The sequence below is a fragment of the Bradyrhizobium sp. 482_C4_N1_8 genome (assembly GCF_052075965.1).
GTDB classification, from domain to species: Bacteria; Pseudomonadota; Alphaproteobacteria; order Rhizobiales; family Xanthobacteraceae; genus Bradyrhizobium; species Bradyrhizobium barranii.
This window is the reverse complement of the sequence record NZ_CP197231.1, coordinates 8,350,431-8,364,982: the sequence shown is the minus strand read 5'-3', so window position 1 is coordinate 8,364,982 and position 14,552 is coordinate 8,350,431. Positions and strand designations below refer to the sequence as shown.

At 65.4% G+C, this 14,552-nt stretch carries 18 protein-coding genes and 1 tRNA gene; 7 read left to right on the top strand and 12 right to left on the bottom strand.

All coding sequences use genetic code 11. The features are described 5' to 3' along the window. Positions 1 to 18: 18 nt before the first annotated feature. Complete coding sequence (locus AB7Z56_RS39700; protein WP_063985833.1) at positions 19 to 243, bottom strand: cysteine rich repeat-containing protein; 225 nt, start codon at positions 241 to 243, stop codon at positions 19 to 21. A gap of 225 nt (positions 244 to 468) precedes the next feature. Between AB7Z56_RS39700 and AB7Z56_RS39695 the strand changes: the two genes are divergently transcribed. Further along, on the top strand, positions 469 to 750 hold the full coding sequence (locus tag AB7Z56_RS39695; protein ID WP_014491556.1) for a hypothetical protein: 282 nt from the start codon (positions 469 to 471) through the stop codon (positions 748 to 750). Positions 751 to 887: 137 nt separating this feature from the next. On the opposite strand, the gene AB7Z56_RS39690 is transcribed toward AB7Z56_RS39695, so the two are convergent. From AB7Z56_RS39690 to AB7Z56_RS39670, 5 genes are all read right to left on the bottom strand, one after another. Continuing rightward, positions 888 to 2,825 carry a sensor histidine kinase gene (locus AB7Z56_RS39690; protein ID WP_063985832.1) on the bottom strand — a complete coding sequence of 646 codons (1,938 nt, stop codon included), beginning with the start codon at positions 2,823 to 2,825 and terminating at the stop codon, positions 888 to 890. After that, positions 2,822 to 3,505, bottom strand: coding sequence for a response regulator (locus AB7Z56_RS39685; protein WP_441256778.1), 684 nt, complete (start codon positions 3,503 to 3,505; stop codon positions 2,822 to 2,824). Before AB7Z56_RS39685 ends, AB7Z56_RS39690 begins: the two co-directional genes overlap by 4 nt. Before the next feature lie 121 nt (positions 3,506 to 3,626). Then, positions 3,627 to 6,374, bottom strand: coding sequence for a DUF2235 domain-containing protein (locus AB7Z56_RS39680; RefSeq protein ID WP_283017753.1), 2,748 nt, complete (start codon positions 6,372 to 6,374; stop codon positions 3,627 to 3,629). 272 nt (positions 6,375 to 6,646) lie between these two features. Then, a complete protein-coding gene (locus AB7Z56_RS39675; RefSeq protein WP_063985830.1) occupies positions 6,647 to 6,898 on the bottom strand; it encodes a GCG_CRPN prefix-to-repeats domain-containing protein in 252 nt (83 codons plus the stop codon). A 24-nt stretch (positions 6,899 to 6,922) separates the two neighbouring features. Then, positions 6,923 to 7,165, bottom strand: coding sequence for a hypothetical protein (locus tag AB7Z56_RS39670; protein ID WP_063985829.1), 243 nt, complete (start codon positions 7,163 to 7,165; stop codon positions 6,923 to 6,925). 302 nt (positions 7,166 to 7,467) lie between these two features. On the opposite strand from AB7Z56_RS39670, the gene AB7Z56_RS39665 reads away from it, so the two are divergent. After that, entirely contained in the window at positions 7,468 to 8,427 is a 960-nt protein-coding gene (locus AB7Z56_RS39665; RefSeq protein WP_063985828.1) for an AraC family transcriptional regulator, read from the top strand. Positions 8,428 to 8,434: 7 nt separating this feature from the next. Here AB7Z56_RS39665 and AB7Z56_RS39660 read toward each other — a convergent pair whose 3' ends face one another. Beyond that, positions 8,435 to 8,665, bottom strand: a complete 231-nt coding sequence (locus AB7Z56_RS39660; protein WP_063985827.1) for a hypothetical protein — start codon at positions 8,663 to 8,665, stop codon at positions 8,435 to 8,437. 136 nt (positions 8,666 to 8,801) lie between these two features. On the opposite strand from AB7Z56_RS39660, the gene AB7Z56_RS39655 reads away from it, so the two are divergent. Beyond that, the gene (locus AB7Z56_RS39655; RefSeq protein WP_231143670.1) at positions 8,802 to 9,251 is read left to right on the top strand and encodes a DUF6314 family protein; all 450 of its coding nucleotides are present in this window, start codon (positions 8,802 to 8,804) and stop codon (positions 9,249 to 9,251) included. Between the two features lie 35 nt (positions 9,252 to 9,286). On the opposite strand, the gene AB7Z56_RS39650 is transcribed toward AB7Z56_RS39655, so the two are convergent. Both AB7Z56_RS39650 and AB7Z56_RS39645 read right to left on the bottom strand, forming a co-directional pair. Then, complete coding sequence (locus AB7Z56_RS39650) at positions 9,287 to 9,589, bottom strand: hypothetical protein (protein WP_028147344.1); 303 nt, start codon at positions 9,587 to 9,589, stop codon at positions 9,287 to 9,289. Positions 9,590 to 9,781: 192 nt separating this feature from the next. Beyond that, positions 9,782 to 9,866, bottom strand: a tRNA-Leu gene (locus AB7Z56_RS39645). A 156-nt stretch (positions 9,867 to 10,022) separates the two neighbouring features. Here AB7Z56_RS39645 and AB7Z56_RS39640 point away from each other — a divergent pair. Continuing rightward, complete coding sequence (locus AB7Z56_RS39640) at positions 10,023 to 10,562, top strand: disulfide bond formation protein B (protein ID WP_063985825.1); 540 nt, start codon at positions 10,023 to 10,025, stop codon at positions 10,560 to 10,562. Between the two features lie 168 nt (positions 10,563 to 10,730). Here the strand turns inward: AB7Z56_RS39640 and AB7Z56_RS39635 are convergent, their stop codons facing one another. Both AB7Z56_RS39635 and AB7Z56_RS39630 read right to left on the bottom strand, forming a co-directional pair. Further along, complete coding sequence (locus AB7Z56_RS39635) at positions 10,731 to 11,816, bottom strand: AbrB family transcriptional regulator (RefSeq protein ID WP_063985824.1); 1,086 nt, start codon at positions 11,814 to 11,816, stop codon at positions 10,731 to 10,733. 101 nt (positions 11,817 to 11,917) lie between these two features. Next, positions 11,918 to 12,214: a PsiF family protein gene (locus AB7Z56_RS39630; protein WP_063985823.1), complete on the bottom strand. Its 297-nt coding sequence runs from the start codon at positions 12,212 to 12,214 to the stop codon at positions 11,918 to 11,920. Between the two features lie 198 nt (positions 12,215 to 12,412). Between AB7Z56_RS39630 and AB7Z56_RS39625 the strand changes: the two genes are divergently transcribed. Continuing rightward, a complete protein-coding gene (locus tag AB7Z56_RS39625) occupies positions 12,413 to 12,904 on the top strand; it encodes a hypothetical protein (protein WP_063985822.1) in 492 nt (163 codons plus the stop codon). A gap of 45 nt (positions 12,905 to 12,949) precedes the next feature. Here the strand turns inward: AB7Z56_RS39625 and AB7Z56_RS39620 are convergent, their stop codons facing one another. Next, complete coding sequence (locus AB7Z56_RS39620; RefSeq protein WP_028159202.1) at positions 12,950 to 13,498, bottom strand: TetR/AcrR family transcriptional regulator; 549 nt, start codon at positions 13,496 to 13,498, stop codon at positions 12,950 to 12,952. 111 nt (positions 13,499 to 13,609) lie between these two features. Here AB7Z56_RS39620 and AB7Z56_RS39615 point away from each other — a divergent pair, with 111 nt between their 5' ends. Together AB7Z56_RS39615 and AB7Z56_RS39610 are read left to right on the top strand one after the other, a co-directional pair. Then, positions 13,610 to 14,035 (top strand): acyl-CoA thioesterase, encoded by a 426-nt coding sequence (locus AB7Z56_RS39615; RefSeq protein ID WP_014491606.1) that lies wholly within the window; start codon positions 13,610 to 13,612, stop codon positions 14,033 to 14,035. Positions 14,036 to 14,038: 3 nt separating this feature from the next. Next, on the top strand, positions 14,039 to 14,515 hold the full coding sequence (locus tag AB7Z56_RS39610) for a PaaI family thioesterase (RefSeq protein ID WP_063985821.1): 477 nt from the start codon (positions 14,039 to 14,041) through the stop codon (positions 14,513 to 14,515). Positions 14,516 to 14,552 lie beyond the last annotated feature (37 nt).

The following is a 14,552-nucleotide window of genomic DNA, read 5'->3' as shown; positions in this document are numbered from 1 at the left end:
TCCACAGGGGGAAGAAGATCACCCGCCGTGCGACTCCACCACCTTGCGGCAGGCGTCCGAGAGCTTTGTCTTGTTCTCGCGCAGGCAGGCATTCATCTGCGGCGGCTTGCCGACATGTTCGGCGCAGAATTTGCCGGCGTCGCCGCGGCAGGCCATCTGCTCCTGCGGCGTCGGACCGGATTGCGCAGCGGCGGGCAGGATGGCGGCAGCGAGCAGCAGCGCGGCAAGAACTGAAGTCTTCATGAAACACCTCTTTGGGATTGTGACGGGTCCCGCTGGGATCGGGTGAGCCGGACCATCTCGCGGAGGGCGTTGCCGGTCCATGCCATGTTCATGGCATCGGCTCGCCCGCCACACCCCCATCTTCATGGCATGTATCCGCGCGCCGTCTTTTGCCATTCAGGCTGCACGTCGGCTGCGAAACCCGGTGATTGCATCGGGGCGCCGAACGGGAAGCAGGAGAGCAAGATGTCGAAAAACGTGGGAGCGCTGAGCGCCGGCCTGACGGTCATGATGCTCGCGGGTGCGGCGATGGTGTCGCTGGGCACGAGCCCGGCGCAGGCGGTGGTCTATTGCAAGACGGTCGGCGTGCCCAAGGGCTGCGTGGTGCGGCCGACCGGGGCGGTGGTGGTTGCGCCGGCCGCCGCGGTCGCGGTGGCGACGCCCGGGGTCGGCGCGCCCGGCGTCGGCGTTCGTGCGGGAACGCCGATGAATCGCGGAGGCCCGGTCAATCGCGTCGGCGTGCGCTGACGATCTCGTTTGATTGAGTTGATTGCATCGCTTCGGGCGAAAGGATGACTTGCGGACGAACCCCCCGTCCTCCGCATGACGATAATCCGGCCCGTTCCCTCTCTCCGTGCGTCCCACACGTTCGGGGAGGGGGCTTTTCAGCCCGTGGCGGCGGCGTCGCTATCGGGAAAGATTTTCGGTAGTTGCAGCCGTACGCGCGTCCCCGAGGAATCCGAGGCCAGATCCAGCACCGCGCCGCAGCGCGCGGCGCGGCTTCGCATGTTGCGCAGACCCCGCGCGGTCTGGCCTGCACTCCCGGCTTCGCCGTTGCCGGACAGGGCAAAGCCCATGCCGTCGTCCGCAACGCTGATCACGCCACACGGCCGGTCACCATCTCCTTGGCCATCGTCGCGCGTCTCGATGGTAACAACGATATGGCGCGCCTGCGCGTGCTTGACCGCGTTGGTCACGGCCTCGTCGAGAATGCGCACGATCTGGATGACGTGCCATGGCCGCAGTTCGGGATGGAGCGGCAGGCCCTGCGGCGTCGCCACGTGCCATTCGAGTGCGACGTCGTGTGGCCGCAATTGTGCCGCCGCACGCTCGCGCCAGGAGCCGAGCGCAAGCATCAGGTCGCCGCCGATGTCGTCCATGGAATCGATGACCAGGCGCAGATCCTTCAGCGCGGCGCGCGCAGCGTCCGTGATGGTCGCGCCCTCGTGTCCACGCTCGGAGAGCGCGACGATGCTGACGAGCTGGCCGCCGAGGCCGTCATGCAGGTCGCGCATCAGCCGCGTGCGCTCGTTGGCGAGTGCGGCGGCCCGCGCCCGCTCTTCTTCGCGGGCGAAGCTTGCCTTCAGCCGCTCCTCGGCCTCGCGCACGCGTGCGATGAGCTGGCCGGCGAAGCTGTCGACCTCGTTGAGCGCGCGGGCGAAGCGCCAGGTCAGTCCGGCGCCTATCGCCACCAGCATCGCGGAATAGGACAGCCGCGTGACGAAGGTGCGATCGTCCGGCACGAATTCGAACGCCGAGAGCATGTCGTGAAACCAGCAGGTCAGCACGATGGTCACGGCGCAGCCGAAGGTAAAGCTCGCCGCGTCCTGCCGCCTGATCACCGCCCACGTCAGGATGACGACCAGCAGCATCAGGCACAGGCCCACGGTCGGCACGCCGAGGAACAGGAAGGTGATGCGCGGGATCGGCTGGCCCGCAAAGAGCCCGACCAGCAGGATGACGAGCCCCGGCGCGAACAACAGCAGCCCGTAGCGCGGCCAGCGCCAGCCGAAGAACAGCACCGCGAACGTCACGACCAGCGCGCTCTCGATCGGCGCGGACGCCAGCAGGATGGCGGCCAGCCGCGGATAAGGCGCGGGCGGCAGCGGCGCCGGCGCGAAGGCCTGCATCGCGCCGACGAGCATTCCTGCCGCCAGCACGCCATAGACCGGCTCGCGGCGTCGCATCAGCCACATGATGGCGAGGATCACCGCCAGCAACGATTGCCAGGCCGAGAACACCACGGGCAGCGTCACGAACAGCAGCGTGCGCGTCTCGTAGGCTCCCCGCAGGCTTTCGTCCGGCCCGACATAGACGGTGTCGAGGAAGCCTCGCAGCGGACCCCACACCAACAGCCGCACGGTGATCTCGTTGCTGCCGTCGCGCAGCAGCGACGACGGGATCAGTGCGATCTCCGGCGTGTTGCGGTCGGGCCGGTTGGCGGTGGGATCGCGCCGGGAGTCCAGGATCGCGACGCCGTTGACCGCGACCTCCACGCCGTTGCTGAAGCGCGGCAGAAAGACCGACCAGGCCGTGTTTGCCGCATCGGGCTTGAAGACGAACGTGCCCGAATAGAGCGGCGGGTCCTGGAGCGCGTAGCGCGACGACGTGAAATGCGGCAACGTCACCGCCCGGGTCGTGCCGTCCTCCCGCAGCGAAAATTCGCTCACGGCATAATCGTCGGGGTCGCTGGGCTGGAGCAGCCGCAGCCCCTGGATGGTGACGATCACGATCAGCGCCTGTAGCAGCAGATAGGGCACGAGGCGCGCCGCGATCAGCCGGCGCCGCGGTCGCGCAGGTGCTTTCACCGCGATCTCGCTCACAGCTTGATCAGGCCCTGCTGCACCGCCTCGAACACGGCTTCACTGCGCGTGTGCACTTCGAGCTTGCGATAGATGTTCTTGATGTGGCCGGGCACGGTCTGCCTGGAGAGGCCGAGATGGCTCGCGATCTCGGCGTAGCTGAAACCCTTTGCGATGCCCCAGAGGATATCGATCTCGCGCGGGGTGAGTCGTGCGGTGTTGAGTACGGGACCCCGCGGCGGCTCGACCGAACTCGGCGCGACGCCTTGCGTTCTGCGCACGATGAAACGGGCGATCGAGGCCGAGATCGGCGAATGGCCGGCGACCAGATCGCGCACGGTGGTGGCGATATCGGTCGGGAAGGCGTCCTTCAGGAGATAGCCGGTGGCGCCGACGGTGATCGCCGAGATCACGCTCTCCTCGTCGCCGAGCGCCGAGATCACCATGATCTCGGTGTCGGGAAAGCGCTGCCGGGTCTCGCGGATTAGCTCGATGCCACGGCCGTCGGGCAGCCGCAGATCGGTCAGCAGCACGCGCGGCGCGCCGCCGTTCAGGGCCTGGCGCGCCTCGCCGAGCGTGCCTGCGCTGCGCACCTTGTAGCCGGCCTTGACCAGCGCATCCTGGAGCCGCCAGCAGGTCGGCGCGTCGTCCTCGACGAGGAGGATGGTGATGGCCTCACCCGTCTCGCCCTGTTCGCTCATGTTCATCGTCCCGCACCGCGTGTCCCCCGCGGCGCGAGGCCAAGTTTAGCCGCGGCGCGGACGCCGCGACACCCATAATCATGGGGGCGTTGTCACTCTTCCGCTCCGTTGTGGCCGGCGCCTACTGCTTTGCCGCAGCCGATGGCGTCGGCGGCGCGGGCAGACGCTGTACCGTGATCCGCGCCGTGCCGCTGTTGTTCTTGTAGTATTGTTCGTCCGGCCCGAAATAGTCGGCGTATTTTGCCGGAGCCAGCCATCGCAGGAAGCCCGGGACGATCTGCACGGCGTCGTTGACGTAGAAGAACAGCTCGCCGGAATCAGGTGCGGTGAATTCGGCCACCATCCGGTCTGCAAGTTTCTGCGTGTCCCAGACCTTGCGTGCCGACTCGTCTGGCGGAAGCGCATCGAATGTGCCCATCTTCGCGATATCGGCCTTGAGTTTCGTCAGCTTCGCCGCATCGTCCGTGCTCGATTCCTCAGCGCTTTCGATGCGGACGGGATATCTGTTTTTTGGCTCATCCTGAGCATTTTCCTCGGGAAGGGTCGGGTCAATGCGGCGCGGCAGTTCATCTGCCGACATCACGTTCATGGCCTGCAGCGGCCGATCGTTCAGGCCCTTCTCGCCGACGCGTACGACCGGCTGGAACCAGTCCGCGCCGAACAGTCGCCGGGTCGGGAGAGCGAGGTAATGGTGGTTTTCGTAGGTCTGGAATCCGTTGACGCCGGTCATGATCGTACGGTCAAACCAGCGTTGGTCGATATCGATCCAGACCCGGTATTTGCGGCCCTTCTCCACGGCGAGCCTGCTTGCCCAGCAGAACTGGTTGACGTTGAAAAGCTCGGTCGCAGGAAGCGCGTTGTCGCCCACCGGCTTGGCTGGCGGAATGTCTATCGCGACGTTCGCTCCCTTTTTCTGCGCCTCTGCGGCTTTTGTTTCCGGGGCTTCACAAACCTGTCCGGTCGCGACGCGCCAGGTGAAGAAGCTGCTCGAGGCGATCAGCAAGGCCGCGGCGTAGATGACGACGATGGAGACGACGGGAAAGATGATCTTGGTGAACGGAAAGCTCATCCACCGCGCATTTCGCTGCATCAAACCGCCAAACCTGAACAACCAACTCATCCGGCTGAGGTTTTTTGCGCTCGCCTTCCGTTCCGGCCGGTACCAGGCGAGCCGCGCCCGCTCCTGGATGCCATCACGCAGCGAGGCGTTGATGCTCCAGACCCACCACGTGACCAGCACGACGAGTGAGGTCGCGACAGGATAATAGAGTGCGATATTGAGCCATGGCCCCGCATAGGAGGGCAACACGTTCTTGAGCAGGTTCGCGACGGAGCCGAGTATGGCGCTGAAACCCCAGTCGATGTTGCTGACAAAATCGCGCAGGCTCTTGCCGGATGTATCTATGATCTTGTGGGCGATCCACGGCCAGGCGGCAATGATGCCCGTCATGATCAGGAGCGCGAAATAGGCCACGCGTCGCCACCACACGGCGCCGCGCGCCAGATTCGCCATGTCCGCGTCTGGCGCTTTCATTCCAGTGAAGGCGTCGGATTCCTCCTTGCTTATCGGACGCCTCGCTTTCTTCGCGTAGGCGTCATGCATGGCCTGGTGCGCGCCGTCGTTGGTGAGCTCCTTGATGCTTCCGTCGGGCATCAGCACCCGCGCGTTCGCCGGCAGCATGATCGGCGCATAATCGTCGCATCCGAACAGCATTCGTTCGACCACGGCGAAGTGAACGACCGGTTTGCCGCCGTTCACATCGCCTTCGAGGATCGGCCGCGGACCGTAGCGGTAAAGCACGGCGGCGCCGCTGCGTGAATCGTGCTTTGGCCCGATCGCCGATTGATACTCGCGGAAACGCTCGATCGTGCCGTTCTGAAAGCGCAATTGGCCACCGAGCTGCTCGGTCATCCAGACCAGCGGAACGAAGGAGAGGGTGGATTCCGGGTAACCGCCGCCAATGTCGGAATGGACGCCCGCGAACCACACCTCCTTGACAGTCTGGTCATTCGCTAGACGGCTCTGGTCGATCCGCAGCGGATGAAAGGTGGTGCGCTCGTCGTCGAGCGCGAGCGCGTGACAGATGTGCTTCGCCTTGCGCGAGGGCCGGTGATTGCGGAACGAAATCGGCCAAATTGCCCAGTCGATCGCGACGCGCAGCTCCTCGATCGGTACGCCGAAAGCCTCGACCGTGTCGAACAGCCCAAGGAATTCGATCTTGACGTTCTTGCGGCCGGCCATGGCCTTGCGGACCGTGCAATAGGAGCGGTGCCCGCAGACGAAATGGTAGATGATGAGCAGCAGGTCGCGAATCCAGCGCGTAATCCAGATCGTCGGCAGGCTGCGATAGCCCACCGATTCCTTGCGGTATTCCCGCCATGCGGACATGGCGTTGCGCTCCATCTCGGCATGCGAGACCGGCTCGCCCTTGATTTCCGCCGGCACCAACCCTTGGCTCGCGATCAGCGCCGCCAGCGTGCGCGCGGTGAAGGCGCCGCGGCTGAAGCCGAAGATGTAGATCTCGTCGCCCTCGCGCCAGTTCCAGCACAGGAAGCGGTAGAGCTTGCGGACGTTGGAGGGAACGCCGATGCCGGTGGCGCCGTCGATGGCTGCGAGCGGCGCCCAGCCGGCGGTGCCGACACCCTTGATGTAGTGGGCGATCTGGTCCGGCTGGGTGTGGTCGAGCGCTTCATAGAGCCGCCAGACGCTGGATTCCTGGGCGGTGAACGCGTTGCCCGTGCCGTCGGCGAACAGCACCAGCTTGCGCTTCGACAGGGTGGTGGCGGTCGGCCCGCCGGCGCTTGCATCGTCATGCGTGTGCTTGGGTCTGGCAGAATCGCCATTCTGCGCGCCATCATGGTGGGTCATGGGGCCCCTCTGGCAATCGACGGTGAAGCACTTCAGGCCGGAGCCGTTCAGTACTCCACGATTTCAATCAATGGTTGCGTTATGAAAACAGGTGCATTCTGTGCATAGTCCCGTTGAGGTAGCAAGCGGGATCGCGCCGCCGCCCTGCCGCGGTCGGACGCCGCGGCATGACGGTTACGAAAACGTTTGGTCTTGCTGGTGCCGGTGGCGAGAGGCGCGATGTCGGCGGACGCCTCTCCCCTGCGAGCGGGGAGAGGCGGAATGTTCAGCTCCTACCTGCCATTGCCGCGGCAAGCGCCGCCGGGGCCGATATGGTAGCCGCGCGGGCAGGCATGCGCGGCGGGGTTGGCGTAGTTCCTGAGGCAGCCGCCATAGGGGCCGCGGTGCCAGCCGGGGCCGCAGCCGCCGGCGACCGCGATGACGTCGCCGTTCGCGGCTGCGTTGAGCAGGGTGAGCGGCATGGCCTGGGCAACGCCCGTGATCGCGCCGAGCGTGAGAGCCGTGGCAAACAGGGTGCGTATCATGTCTTCCTCCCGAATGCCGTTGCTTCAATGGCCGGCGGCGAACGCGATGCCGGCGCGTACTTCGGCGATCGCCTGGTCGATCATCCCGATCGCCTTCTCGCGATGACCGCCCTTGTTCGGCTCTGCCTTGCCGAGCTCGGCGCGGGCCGATTGCAGGATCGCGATGGCTTCGTCCATGTGCGGCTGCGCGCCAAGCGCGTAACCGATGCAGAGGCTGGTCGCGATGGCGCCGCCGAGCACGAGGCTGCGGGGTAGAGAGGTTCGCATGTCGTTGTCTCCTCCAGCGGGCGTCAGGCTGGGGCCGCCCGTTTGCCCGGATGCAGTCCCGTCTGTGCCGGGATGCCGCATCCGCGGCCTGAATAGGGCCCGCCTGTGCGGGGCGTCTTGGACTGACCGGCGCCAGCGCCGTCGCAGCTTGGACTGACCGGCGCAGCTTGATTCACGTTGGCGTGCTGATAGCTTGCGGTATGCTGGTCTTCTGCGGGCGTCCGTTTGGCGTGCGAGGTTCAGCGAGCGCCAAGTCTTTTTTTGAAGAACTTAGAAAAGCCATTCTCGAAAAGTCGTTCTCGATGTCCGTCATCAGGAAGTCGCTCTCGACCGAGATGCTGCCGCAGGACTTGTCCGACCGGCAGCGCTTCATCCGCTTCGCGGAGCTGTTCGAGCATTTCTCCAACACCGGCGAGCTCGATCCGGCGTCCGACGTGCCGTTTCGCGCCACGATGAACTCGATCCATATCGGCACCACCATGCTCGGCCGTTGCGACGGCAGCTTCGTCACGGTCCGGCGCGAGAAGCGCCAGGTGATCGAGACCGGCGACGACCGCTTTTGCCTCGCGCGCAACACCGGAGATCTTCCGTCTCAGGTGATCCATCGTGGCCGCGAATTCACCATGCGGCCGGGAGCGATGGTGCTGCTCAAGCTGGACGAGCCGTTCTTCGCGGCCGACGGCGCGAGCCAAAAGCGTTTCACCAACGTGCATCTGCCGGTCGATACGCTGCGCGCGATGGTCGCCGACATCGACGATCTCGTCGGCTGCGAGCTCGAGCCCGGCGGCGCGCTGTCGCTGGCGATGGATTACAGCGATCTCCTCCTCCGCAATCCCACGGCCGCCGACGAGGCCGGCATGGCGATCGCCGGCCATCTGCTCGACCTTGCCGCGATCGGTCTCGGTGCCCGCAGCGATATCGCCACTGCCGCGCGACGCGGGGGCCTGCGCGTCGTGCGGCTCAAGGCCGTGCTGTCGATTCTTGAGGCGCGCTTCCACGAGCCGGGTTTTTCCGCCCAGAAGCTTGCCGCCGCCGCCGGCCTTTCCGAGCGCTACGTCAACGAACTGCTGTTCGAGGCCGGCGCCAGCTTCACCACCCGCCTCACTGAGCTGCGTCTGCGCAAGGCCGCCGACCTCCTGGCGCACCGCGAGGGCCGCATCAGCGACATCGCCTTTGCCTGCGGCTTCAACGATCTCTCTTATTTTAACCGCTGCTTCCGCAGGCGGTTTGGGTTGACGCCGACCGCGGCGAGGGGGAAGTGAGAGAGCGCTAGGTCTCCACCCGCGGCGGCGGATAGCGGCGCGCCAGCGCCGACAGCGGCAGGTGCCGTTCGCCTTCCGGCAGCTCCAGAAAGGCCAGCACTTGCGGCCGCTTCCAGTCACCGATGCCGAAATCCATCGCCATCCATTTCTGCGGCTCGGGGCCCTCGAGGCCCCGGACCCAGACGAAATAGCGGGGGAGGTCGTCGGCGTCCGCTTCCGTCGTGCGTCTCCTGGCCATCAAAGCTGCTCACTGCATCACCATTTCGTTGCGGTAGGATATAGGTATCGGCTCGCCGAAGTCGAACTCCCGGCTGCGGGTCCTGTGAGGCTGGACCGGTTGGTTGATGTGCAGGTCTGAAGATATGAACGAAGTCATGATCGATTTTTGGGGTGACGCCTCGGACGTCACGAAAAAGCTGATCGGCTCGTGGTCCTTCGACCGTGTCATCGAAGGCCAGGCTACGATGCAGGGTATCGCGATCTTCACGCCACTGGACGGGGGGCGGTTGGCCTATCGTGAGCAGGGACATCTGAAGCTCGCGAACGGCACCATTGTGCAGGCCGAACGCGAATACGTCTTCAGCAACAGCGACGGAGGATTCAAGGTCTTCTTCAGGGAAGATCCGCCGCGGCTGTTTCACGAGATTTCACTGTCCGCATCTTCCGGGGGAGTGCTGAGCGGACGTGCGAGCCATCTTTGCAAGCACGACGACTATCAGTCGGCCTACATGTTTCGGCCGGATGGAACGTTCGTCGTCCGTCATGTCGTATCGGGTCCACGCAAGGACTACACGATGAACACGACCTACACGCGTCTCTCGTGATCAAGCCGGGGCGATGGCGACGGCCGTGCCGCCTCTCACCGCCAGAGCTCACTCTCCGCCACGCGGTTGATGTCGGCGAGCCGGCGGTCGGCGTCGCCGTGAAGATCGATGCTCTCGACCAGCGTTAGCAGACGCTGATATGCGCCATCGGCGATTTCGACCGGCAGCGGCTCCTCGTCAAAGGCCTCGACATAGCTGCCGACGAGGCCGCTCAACAGGCGGCAAAGACCGCGCTGGGCGGGATCGTCCCGGCCGAGCGTCTCGAGCTTTTGCTGAAATGTCCGGAAGGTGCGCAGGCCGTGGTGCTGTTGCGAAAGCCACGTATGCAGGTCGTTCATGTGAGCTCCTTCGAGTTACAGAAGAAGCTACCGGTTTATACAGGCGGGATGTGACGATTGGAAGGGGAGGGAAATACCGGATTCGTTGATCTAGTCCGCCTTCGCCAAGGCTTCGGCGGGACAGCCTTCCCTGCTTCGCATGGATAGACTGGAGCCTGGCTCGCCCAGCCGTAGCTGCGAAGCAGCGAAGGCTGGTGCCCCTGGCCGGAATCGAACCAGCACTCCTTGCGGAACTCGATTTTGAGTCGAGCGCGTCTACCAATTCCGCCACAGGGGCTCCCGGTCGGCCCTGGAAAGGGCCTCGCAAAGCGGGCGGACTATAGCCATGGACAGGGCAGGGTCAACCCGCGCCAAAGTGATCCCGGCCGTTCTCGACAGCCGCCTGGGCCGGGGTTAGAGCCTTAAGAAAGCGACCCCATCGGAAGAGGCTGCCGTGACGACCCAGAGTGCCGCAATACCTGCATTCAGGCCGGCTGGGACCGGTCCCGCGCTGACTGCCTCGGTGCTCGTCACGCTGATTGCCGCCGCGACCATCGCCGGCGCCTGGTTCTTCCAGCTCGTGCTGGAGATCCTGCCCTGTCCGCTGTGCCTGGAGCAGCGCTACGCCTATTATTTCGCGATCCCGGTCGGTGTGCTCACGGCGCTTGCGGCGCGGAGCGGGGCGCCGCGGCCGCTGCTGCTCGCGGGCCTTGCGATCCTCGCGCTGGCGACACTCGCCAATGCCGGCCTCGGCACCTACCATTCCGGCGTCGAATGGGGGTTCTGGAAGGGCCCGACCGATTGCTCCGGTCCCGTCATCAATCTCGGCAATGCCGCCGACCTGCTGTCCAAGCTCGATACCGTCAAGGTGGTGCGCTGCGACGAGGTGCAGTGGCGTTTCCTCGGTCTCTCGCTCGCCGGCTACAATGTGCTGATCTCGCTGTTGATGGCCGCGATCGCGGCGTGGGGATTTTTGCGGACGGCGAAGCGCTAGGCAAGCGCCGTAGGGTGGGCAAAGCGACTTGTCCGCCGTAGCTCGAAGAGCGATGGCGGAAGCGTGCCCACCATTTTTAGCGATAGTGCGGGAGCATGGTGGGCACGGCGCTAGCGCGCCTTTGCCCATCCTACGAGACCGGAGCTCCGCTACGACTGCGGCGCTTCGCTAATCATCCACATCGTCCTGCGTGCGGCCGAACAGGTGCACGATGCCCGGGGTCGCGATCGTCACGAACACGAAGCGCGACAAATGATGGGCGCCGACGAAGATCGGGTCGATGTGCAGCGTGAGCGCGAGCGCCAGCATCGCATCCATCGCGCCCGGCGCGAAGGCGACGACGACATCCGATAATTTCACCTGCGCGGTGAGCGCGATGATGCCGACGAAGATGGCGGAGACGGCGATGGCCACGGCAAACGAGCCCAGCGCCGCATGGATGTGGCCGGCGAGCGTCTTGATCCGCATCCGCGCGAAACGGCTGCCGATCAATGCGCCGATGCCGATCAACGCCACGCCGCGCACCCAGTTCGGCAGGCCGCCCTCGACCCAGTCTGCGCCATGCAGCACGCTGGAGGCGATCATCGCGCCGAACATCCAGCTCGCCGGAAACCTGATCAGCCGCAGCAGGAGCGCCGCGGCCAGCGAGGCCGCGACCAGCTCCACGAGCTCGAGCGGTGAGGCGATCGTCGTCGTCAGCGACGGTGCGACGGAGGGCGCCACGCCCGCGAACGCGAGCACCATCGGTAGCGCCGCGGTGAGGATGATGACGCGCATGGTCTGCACCACCGCGATGCCGGGCAGGTCGGCGCCGCGCTCGACCGCCAGGATCGTGATCTGCGACAGCGCCCCGGGGCTGCCGGCGAGGAAGGCCGAGGTGCGGTCCCAGCCATGAATGCGCTGGAGGTAATAGCTCGAGCCGAAGGTCGAGCAGAAGGTCGCGAGCGCAAGCAGGCCGATGGTGAGGGGATAGGCGCTGACCTGTTGCAGCAGGTGGCGCGAGACGACCGAGCCCAGTGAAATGCCGAGCAGCACCAGCACGGTCTGGGTCAGGATCGGCGGCAGCGCCAGCTGGCGGCCGGCGATCGCGGCGATCCCGACCGCGATCATCGAGCCCGAGATCAGTCCCCCGGGAAGTCCGGCGACCAGAAACACGAGGCCGCCGACGGTGCCGATGACGAGCGTCTCCACCGTGCTCAAGATCTTGGCACGGCTTGGCCATTCGAACGGCAGGGAGGCGGTGATTTGCTTCACGCCACCTTATCGCAAATCAGCGAGAGGCACACAATTGCAGCTTCGTCATGCCGCAATGCGCGCGCCTCTCACGGATGCTCGCGAGCCGTAGTGTGACGGATTTACTTCTTGTCGGCGGCGGGGGCGGCGGGGGCGGCGGTGCCGGCCTTCGCTTCCTTCATGCACTCACGGCGAAATTTTTTGCGCTCCTTGCCCTTCAGCGCCTTGGCGTCCGCTTGCTTGGAGCATTCGAGCGACTCCGCCGAGCGCTCCTTCGACGCCTTCTTGTCGGCGGGGGCGGCGGCAGTTGTGGTCTTGGCGTCGGTCTTGGCAGCCGGCGCGGCGGTCTGCGCGAAGGCGGTGCCGGTGGCGAGCAGGGAGGTCAGGGCGACGATGGCGAGGCGAGACGTGAAGGTCATGGTGGTGCACTCTTGCGAGATTGCGGAGGGTTGGGAACGTCGGCTCGCCTTGCTGAACGCGACATGAATAATCCGAGCCGGGGGATCACTATATTTTGGCGGCAGGAGCCATCGCTTCCTTGTCGCGGCCGGGCGGCACGCTAGGATAGCAATCCTCGTTTCGCTTCCGTCGGGGAAGACCAAGGAGGAGGACCAAGGATGACCATTCAATCAAAATTGCTGTGTGCGGTTGCATTGACGGGCTTTGCCGCGCTGGTCGCGAGCGCGCCGGCGCAGGCGCTGACCTCGCAGGAGTGCAGCGCGAAATACCAGGCCGCCAAGAAGGACGGCTCGCTTGGCACAACGAAGTGGAATGACTTCCGCAAGGCCCAGTGCGGAGCGGATGCGACGCCTGCCGCCGCGCCGGCCGCCGCTGCTCCGGCTGCGCCCGCCGCTCCTGCCGAGCCGAAGCAGGCGAAGAAGGAGGCGGCCCCCGCTGCCGCGCCAACCCTGCCGGCCGGACCCGCAATCTATCCGAATGCGGTCGACCCGAAATACGCCAAGGAGACCGCCGGCAAGGCCCGCCTCCACACCTGCGTCGACCAGTACAACGCCAACAAGACCACCAACGGCAATGGCGGCATGAAGTGGATCGAGAAGGGCGGCGGCTATTACAGCGAGTGCAACAAGAAGCTGAAGGGCGCCGCCTGAGCTTCGACATGATGCGATGGCCGGAGCAAAGCTCCGGCCATTTCGCTAGTCGAGCAGCTTCTCGGCCGACTTCGCCACGAGCTGCGAGCGTTTGCGTGGACCGCGCTCGACGAACAGCAAGCTCTGGCCGAAGATGAAGCAATAGAACAGGAAGGCCTGCGCCTCGGCCGCCTCGGCCTCGAGGCCGGTCGCGCGATAAAGCTCGGCGACGTGCTTGAGCCGCGCCGCGTCCACGCTCGCGACCGCCGCGGCGGCGTTTTCGTCCGAGCGGGCCCATTGCCGGATCGCGAGCTCGATCGCCATGCCCTCCGGATTGAGCCGCTCGGAATAGAGCTGGATCACCGCCTTCAGCCGCTCGCGGGGCTCTTGCCCATCGAGGCTTGTCTGCTGCGCGATTGACGCCGCACGTCCCTCGCGCCAGCGTTCCAGCATGGCATCGAGCAGCGCGGCACGGTCGGCGAAGCGGCGGTAGAAGCCGCCCTTGGTGACGCCGAGGTTCTTGGCGAGCACCTCGACCCTGACACCCTCGACCCCCGAGCGGGCGAGCTCGGTAAACCCTGCCTCGACCCAGACATCGCCCTTGCCGTCGTTCATGAAGGAAGCCTCACCGGTTCTTGATACGGTACCGTATTGCTAACGCGCGGAGGCGTTGATACGCTACCGTATCAATGATCAGAGGGCGGAAAAACGGCAGGAGGAATTGCGATGCAGGAGGCGACCTATCGCGGCACGGTCTATCCGTGGCAGTGCGATCATGTCGGCCACATGAACATCATGTGGTATGTCGGAAAATTCGACGAGGCCAACTGGAATCTGTTCGCCCGCCTCGGGCTGACGCCGAGCTATCTGCGCTCTTCCGGCCGCGGCATGGCCGCCGTCCAGCAGAACATCACCTACAGGCGGGAGCTGCTCGCCGGCGACATCGTCGAGATCCGCAGCCATTTGCTGGAGGTCCGCGACAAGTCGATCCGCTTCCGGCACGACATGACCAATGCCGAGACTGGCGAGATCGCCGCGTTCTGCGACATCACCGGCGTGCATATGGACCGCAGCCAGCGGAAGTCGGCGCCGTTCACGGATGCGATCCGCGCGGTCGCTCTGCAACATCTTGCCGAGCCGGCCGAGGCCTGAGCCATGGCCGCGTTCGAGCCGAAAAATCCGGGCTATCGCGCTGCCGCCATTGCCATGTTCGACGGCCAGCCGGCGATGCGCACGCTCGGCATCGTGATCGTCCGCCTCGCGCCGGGCGAGGTCGAATTGGCAATGCTGCATTCGGCGGCCTTCACGCAGCAGAACGGTTTTATCCATGCCGGCATCATCACGGCAGGCCTCGATAATGCCTGCGGTGTCGCCGCCTTCACCCTGATGCCGCGCGAGGCCGACATCCTGACCGTCGAGTTCAAGACCACGCTGCTGGCACCCGCCCGCGGCACTCGCTTCGTCTTCAAGGCCGAGGTGGTCAAGCCCGGCCGGACGCTGACCTTCTGCGAGGCGAGGGCCTTTGCCGAGCACGAGGGCAACACCACGCTGATCGCCACCATGACCGGGACGCTGATGGCGATGCTGCCCCGCGCGGCGGCTTCGCCAGCGCCGGCGGCGATCCGCGCATAGCATGGCGATGACATCGCGCCCGCAACGCTCTATATGA